Annotated in this window: 6 protein-coding genes and 1 pseudogene; 5 read left to right on the top strand and 2 right to left on the bottom strand. The window is 70.6% G+C overall.

Features of this window, described 5'->3' with window-relative positions:
- Positions 1-145: 145 nt before the first annotated feature.
- Positions 146-340, top strand: a pseudogene (locus GV126_RS36975) (alpha/beta hydrolase); the annotation flags it as partial.
- 55 nt (positions 341-395) lie between these two features.
- Here the strand turns inward: GV126_RS36975 and GV126_RS34210 are convergent.
- Positions 396-872: a MarR family winged helix-turn-helix transcriptional regulator gene (locus GV126_RS34210; protein WP_159675140.1), complete on the bottom strand. Its 477-nt coding sequence runs from the start codon at positions 870-872 to the stop codon at positions 396-398.
- 46 nt (positions 873-918) lie between these two features.
- Between GV126_RS34210 and GV126_RS34205 the strand changes: the two genes are divergently transcribed.
- Positions 919-1,848 carry an alpha/beta hydrolase gene (locus GV126_RS34205; protein WP_159675138.1) on the top strand — a complete coding sequence of 310 codons (930 nt, stop codon included), beginning with the start codon at positions 919-921 and terminating at the stop codon, positions 1,846-1,848.
- A gap of 78 nt (positions 1,849-1,926) precedes the next feature.
- Here GV126_RS34205 and GV126_RS34200 read toward each other — a convergent pair whose 3' ends face one another.
- Positions 1,927-2,958: a LacI family DNA-binding transcriptional regulator gene (locus tag GV126_RS34200; protein WP_159675135.1), complete on the bottom strand. Its 1,032-nt coding sequence runs from the start codon at positions 2,956-2,958 to the stop codon at positions 1,927-1,929.
- Positions 2,959-3,187: 229 nt separating this feature from the next.
- On the opposite strand from GV126_RS34200, the gene GV126_RS34195 reads away from it, so the two are divergent.
- From GV126_RS34195 to GV126_RS34185, 3 genes are read left to right on the top strand one after another with little or no spacing between them, the layout of a single operon-like run.
- Positions 3,188-4,546, top strand: a complete 1,359-nt coding sequence (locus GV126_RS34195; RefSeq protein ID WP_159675133.1) for an ABC transporter substrate-binding protein — start codon at positions 3,188-3,190, stop codon at positions 4,544-4,546.
- The gene (locus GV126_RS34190; RefSeq protein ID WP_159675131.1) at positions 4,543-5,475 is read left to right on the top strand and encodes a carbohydrate ABC transporter permease; all 933 of its coding nucleotides are present in this window, start codon (positions 4,543-4,545) and stop codon (positions 5,473-5,475) included. Before GV126_RS34195 ends, GV126_RS34190 begins: the two co-directional genes overlap by 4 nt.
- A gap of 3 nt (positions 5,476-5,478) precedes the next feature.
- Positions 5,479-6,342, top strand: coding sequence for a carbohydrate ABC transporter permease (locus GV126_RS34185; protein WP_159675129.1), 864 nt, complete (start codon positions 5,479-5,481; stop codon positions 6,340-6,342).
- Positions 6,343-6,413: the final 71 nt, after the last annotated feature.

Raw genomic sequence — 6,413 nt, 5'->3', positions numbered from 1 at the left:
CCCCCACGCCCACCGGACGGCCGCTCGCCCGCAACTACCGGACGCCCGGCTCCCCCGCTCCCTCAAGCACAAGACCTCCGCAGGGTTTCGGCCTGCGGAGGCGTCCTCGGTCGCGGCTTCGGCGAGGCGACCACCAGGTCGGCGCCCGGCCGCGAACGTGATCCCGCGTACGCACATCCACTGCGTCGGCGTCCAGTCGGAAGGCATCACGCGGCGGCCCGTCCCCGCGGTACAGCCCAATGGTTCCCCGGCACAGGTGTGGGAACTGCCGACCGGGCACGACTGCATGATCACCATGCCTGCAGAACTGAGCGAACTGCTGCTCAAGCTCCACCCTTAACCGTGCCCCCATGGACCCCGACCTCCCTCCTCAGGTGATGCCGCCCCCTCACCGCTCACCCCGTGGGCATGCCGAGCCGGCGTTGTTCGAGCGCGGAGCGCAGCCGTGCGAGGGCCTGTGCGACGGCCGCGACCGTGGGGTCGTCCAGGGTGTCCCCGATCAGCTCGGTCAGGCCCTGGGTGAAGGTCCGCTGCGCCGCGTCCACGAGGTGGCGGCCGTCGTCGGTCAGGGACAGGAGCGAGGACCGGCGGTCGGACGGATTCGGCTGCCGGACGGCCCAGCCGCGCTGCTCCAGGCGGTCGAAGGACTTGCTGGTGGCCCCGACTCCGATGGCGAACTCCGCGGCGACGTCCGCCACTCGGGCCCCGGGGTGGTCCCGCAGGTAGCACAGGAACTCGAACTGTGAGGTGACGATCCCGTGCTGCTCACGGAGTCGGTCGTTGAGGGCGTTGTACAGACGCGTCTCGCACCGGACCAGATCGGCGAAGAAGCGCGGGAGGTCGGTCACACCTTCACTTGATTTAGATGCCATGGCATATAGTGTAGTGGCATCCAATAGGAGCTGGAGGAGCACACCCATGAGCAAGGAACAGCGCGCGCAGGTCGACGCGCTACTGCGCCGGCTGCGTCCCGAGGACCCTGGTCCGCAGTCGGTCGAGGCGCTCCGTGCCGGATTCAGGGCGCTGATGTCCCGGATGATCGTGCCGGACGGCATCCGCACCGCGCAGACGGAGCTGGGCGGCCGTCCCGCCCTGCGGGTCGATCCGGAGGACACCCCGCGTCCCGGGACGATCCTGTACTTCCACGGCGGCGCCTGGGTGTTCGGCTCCCCGGAGACCGCCCTGTGCCTGACCGGGCACCTGGTGGCCAGGACCGGGTTCGCCGCGTACTCGGTGGACTACCGGCTCGCTCCCGAGCACCCCTTCCCCGCCGCGATCGAGGACACGCTGAGCGCCTACCGGGCGCTGCTCGACAGCGGTCACGACCCTTCGGCCATCGTGTTCGCCGGAGACTCCGCGGGTGGCGGTCTCGCCGTCACCACGTGTCTCCCCGCGCGCGACGCGGGCCTGCCGCTGCCCGCCGCGGTCGTGGCCTTCTCCCCCGGTCTGGACGCCACCCGCACCGGGGAGAGCATGCGGACCAAGGAGGGCATCGACCCGATCTTCACCCGCGCGGCCTTGGACCACACCGGGGCCATGTACCTCGCGGGTCAGGACCCGCGCCAGCCCCTGCTCAGCCCGGCCGTCCTCGCCGACCTGACCGGGTTGCCCCCGCTGCTCCTCCAGGTCGGCGCCAACGAGATCCTGCTGGACGACTCGACCCGCCTCGCCGCCCGCGCCAGGGACGCCGGAGTGGATGTCGTCCTCGATGTCACCGCGGACGTACCGCATGTGTTCCAGTGCTTCGCCGGCGTCCTGGACGAGGCGGACGAGGCGCTGGACCGCGCGGCTCTCTTCCTGAGCCAGCGCGTCCGGTCCGGGGACGCGCCGCGCACGGCAGCGGCGTAGCGCGGCCCCGTCCTCACCCGGCGGCCGCCTGCCTCCGCTCGGCGGCCGCCTCCCGGGGCGTCGGTGACCCTCGCGCGTTCACGCCTCCGGCGCCGGCGCCGGTTTCACCGTGCTGTCGCGGACGATCAGGCGGTGCGGCGCCCGCCACTCCGCCGGTGGCGGGGCCGTGCCGTCGATGACGCCGATGAGGGTGCGCACGGCGATGTCGGCGAGCCGTGTCTTGTCGGGGGCGACCGTGGTGAGCGCCGGGGAGCTGTACCGGCCTTCCTGGATCCCGTCGACGCCGACGACGGCGATGTCCTCCGGGATGCGCACGCCCGCCTGGGTGAGGACGTGCAGGGCACCGATGGCCAGCAGGTCGTTGTAGCAGAAGACGGCGTCGGGGGGTTCGGGCAGCGCGAGCAGTTCCCGCATGGCCTGGGCGCCGAGGTGGCGGTGGAAGCGCGGGGTGGGGACGATCAGCCTGTCGTCGACGGCGAGCCCGGCGCGCTCCAGGGCCTGGCGATAGCCCACGGTGCGCAGTTGGGCCGTCTCGCCCGTGCTGTAGGGCTGGTCGCCGATGGCGGCGATGCGCCGGCGGCCGAGGCCGAGCAAGTGTTCCGTCGCCTCGCGTGCCGCGGCGATGTTGTCGATCGCCACGTGGTGGAAGCTGCCGCTGAAGATGTGCTCGCCCAGCAGCACGACCGGCACCCTGTTGGTGCGGCGCCGCAGTTCCTCCGCGGAGATGGCCAGCGGGCTGAGCAGCAGCCCGTCGAACATGGTGGCGCGGGACTCGCGGCCGAGCAGTTCCCGCTCCCGCTCGATGTCGCCGTCGGTCTGGTCGAGCATGACCACGTATCCGTGGGCGCGGGCGGCGGTGATGACCTCACGGGCCAGTTCGGCGAAGTAGGGCACGTCGAGTTCGGGGACCACGAGGGCGATCATGCCGGTGCGGCCGCGGCGCAGGTTGCGGGCCACCAGGTTGGGCCGGTAGTCCAGCTCCTCCAGGGCCGCTTCCACCCGGCTGCGCAGCTCGTCGGAGACGGGCACCGATCCGTTGACCACATTGGACACGGTGCGGATCGAGACTCCGGCACGTCGTGCCACGTCGCGGAGTGTTGAGCCGGCCATCCAGTTCCCCTCTTCCAGCGTCCACGGCCTGACCTCGCGCCGGGCTCGGCTCGGAGTCCGTCGACGCAACTCGATCGTACTCAGGTATTGCATCGTTGCAAAAGGCAGCTCATCATCCTTGCATCGTTGCAATCAGCCGCAGGGTGCAGCGCCCTGACGGCGACGCGCGCGTGCCCCGTCCGCCGCCGAGCCCTGCCCACGCCCGCGTTCATACCTAGGAGCCGTGCTCATGCCCAGTCCGTCCGTCCCACGCCGCAGCCTCCTGCGCGGCGCCCTCGGCGCAGGCGCGCTCGTCGCCGCCGGCCCTCTGGCCGGCTGCGCCCCGGGAACCACCACGTCCCCGCCGCGCAAGCTCAGCGGGACACCCAGCGCCTCGGCCAAGGGCGAGATCACCATCTGGAACCGCTCGGGAGACCTGTTCAAGGTCTTCGACAAGGCCATCGACGCCTTCCGCAGGGCGCATCCGAACGTGACGGTGCACCACCTGGCCGTCGACATCGACTCCAAGCTGGCCAACACCCTGATCACCGGCACGGACCTGCCGGACGGCAGCTTCTGGGACGACGCCAAGATCGGCAGCCAGGCCGAGCACCTCTACGACCTCACGGACCTGATCGCGCCGTACCGCGCGCAGACCTCCGCGTACAAGCTGTCGGTGAACACCGTCGACGGCCGGATCTACGGCGTGCCCTGGGACCTCGACCCCGGCCTGCTGTGGTACCGCGAGGACCTGCTTCAGGACGCCGGCGTCGACCCGGCGGGCCTGAAGACGTACGACGACCTGCTGGCGGCGGCCCGGTCGCTGAAGGAGAAGAACCCCGCCGCCCGCCCGATCCACATGGAGAAGGACCCCTTCCTCGGGCAGCTGTGGCTGGAGATGCTCGCCAACCAGCAGGGCACCAGCCTCGCGGACGCGCAGGGCAAGGTCCGCCTGGACTCCGCCGAGTACCGCCGCATCCTCACCTGGATCCGCTCCGCGGTCGACGACAAGCTGGTCACGCACGCCGAGTACCTCAAGCAGGCCGACCTCGCCGCCCTGGAGAACGGGCAGCAGGCCCTGGTGCCCTGGGCGGTGTGGTGGTCGTTCGCACCGCAGCAGCTGCTGAAGAAGACCCGGGGCAGGTGGCGGGCCACCCAGCTGCCGGCCTGGACGCCGGGCGGGGCGCGCAGCGGCGCCATGGGCGGCAGCAGCTTCATCATCCCCGCCAAGGCGAAGAACCCCGAACTCGCCTGGATGCTCTACGAGTTCCTGTGCTTCAAGCAGCCCGGCTACACCGCGGTGTACGGCCCGAGCAGTGTCTACCCCGACGGCCTGAACACCTCGGTGCCCAGCTACACACCCGCGCGCCGCCCCGACAAGCCGCTGTTCGAACCGGTGGCCGCGCTCGGCGGGCAGAACCTGTGGCGCACCGCCGTGGACGCGGCCGCCGGCATCCCGGCCGCAGCGCCGATCCCGGCCTGGTGGACGAAGTCGGTGGACTACCTGGGCAACAACCTGCAGCGGCTGATGGAGGGCAGCATGCGGCCCGACGACGTCATCGACGACTCCACCCGCAAGATCCAGCGCAATCTGGTGGACCGCGCATGACACACGCCACCCTCGCCGCGCCCCGCCGGCCTCGGACGGCGGCCCCGGCCCCGCCCGGCACCCGCCGCCGGCGACGGCTGTTCCTGACCCCGTACGTCTTCGTCGCTCCGTTCTACGTCGTCTTCGCCGCGTTCGGCCTGTACCCGCTCGTCTTCGCCCTGCAGTTGAGCTTCACGAACTGGAAGGGCGCCGGTGAGGCGCGTTTCGTCGGCCTGGACAACTACACGTATCTGCTGACCAGCGAGGAGTTCTGGTCCTCCCTCGCCAACAGCGGTGTGATGTGGCTGCTCATCGTGCCCGTGCAGATCGTCGGCGGGCTGGCCGTGGCGGTGCTGCTGGCCAACGCCCGGCTGCGGCTGCGCGGCATGTTCCGGGTGGCCTTCATCGCGCCGTTCGTCACCCCGCTGGTGGCCATGGCGCAGGTGTGGATCGTGGCCTTCGACAAGGACTACGGCCTGGTCAACCACCTGCTGCACCTGGTGGGTCTGCCCGACGTGGACTGGCTGACCTCGACGGCCTGGGCCAAACCCACGCTGGCGCTGCTGTTCCTGTGGAAGACCACCGGTTTCGCGATCATCGTGCTGCTGGCGGGGCTGCAGTCCGTACCCGGCGACGTGTACGAGGCGGCCGCGCTGGACGGGGCGTCCCGGCTGCGCCAGTTCTGGTCGCTGACGCTGCCCCTGGTGCGCCGCAGCATCGCCTTCCTGGTCGTGGTGCAGACCCTCGCGGTGTTCCAGATGTTCGCCGAGCCGTTCGTGGTCACCAAGGGCGGCCCGTACGGGTCGACCACCACCGGCGGGCTGTACCTCTACAACCACATCACGGCGTCCGACCTGGGGACCGGAGCCGCCAACTCCTTCCTGCTGGTGCTGCTGGTGTTCGCCCTGTCCCTGCTGTCCGTGCGCCTGCTGCGCTCCCGAGACGAGTGAGCGATGAAGTCCACGAGCCTTTCCCAGCCCCGGCCGGGCCCCTTCCAGTACGTGGTCCTGGCCGGCCTGACCGTGCTGTTCGTCTATCCCATCTGGTGGGCCGTCAGCTCGTCGCTGAAGCCGCCGGCGGACATCGTCCGCGACCCGCTGTCCTTCTCCCCCGGCTCGGTCACCCTCGACAACTACCGGGCGATGCTCCACGACGTGCCGCTGGGCACCGGGTTCCTGAACACCCTGCTGGTGGTGGCCGTCAAGGGCGCCATGACGATGTTCTTCTGCCCGCTGGCCGGATACGCCTTCGCCAAGTACCGCTTCGCCGGGCGCAACCTGCTCTTCGGCGTGCTGATGCTCACCCTCATGCTGCCCACGCTGGTGCTGATCATCCCGCTTCTGCTGGAGATGAGCCAGCTCGGCTGGGTCAACACCTACCAAGCGCTGATCCTGCCCGGCAGCATCGACGCGTTCAGCATCTTCTGGATGCGGCAGACCATCGCCGCGGTCCCCGACGAGCTGCTGGACGCCGGACGCGTGGACGGGGCGAGCGAGTTCGGCATCTTCGCCCGGATCGTGGTGCCCGTCATCCGGCCGGGGCTCGCCGCGCTCGGCGTGCTCACCGCCATGAACATCTACAACGACTTCGTCTGGCCGGTGGTCGCCGTCAACGACGAACGCCACCAGACCCTCCAGGTGGTCCTGTCCACCCTCGCCCAGAACGTCACCGGCAACCGCGTCGGCGCCGACTTCGCCACCGTCTGGGGCGAGCTGCTGGCGGCCGGCAGCATCGCGATGCTGCCCGTCCTGGTGCTGTTCGTCCTGCTGCAACGCCACTTCATCAACGGGATCACGGCGGGCAGCGTCAAGGGCTGAGGCCCTGCCACCGCGGCCGCGCGAGCACGGCACCGCACTCACCACCCCACCCCACGATCGGAGCACACGCC

This window comes from Streptomyces mexicanus, from assembly GCF_902506575.1.
GTDB lineage: Bacteria > Actinomycetota > Actinomycetes > Streptomycetales > Streptomycetaceae > Streptomyces > Streptomyces mexicanus.
The sequence above is the reverse complement of the archived record's forward strand: the minus strand, read 5'-3'. Positions and strand labels throughout refer to the sequence as shown.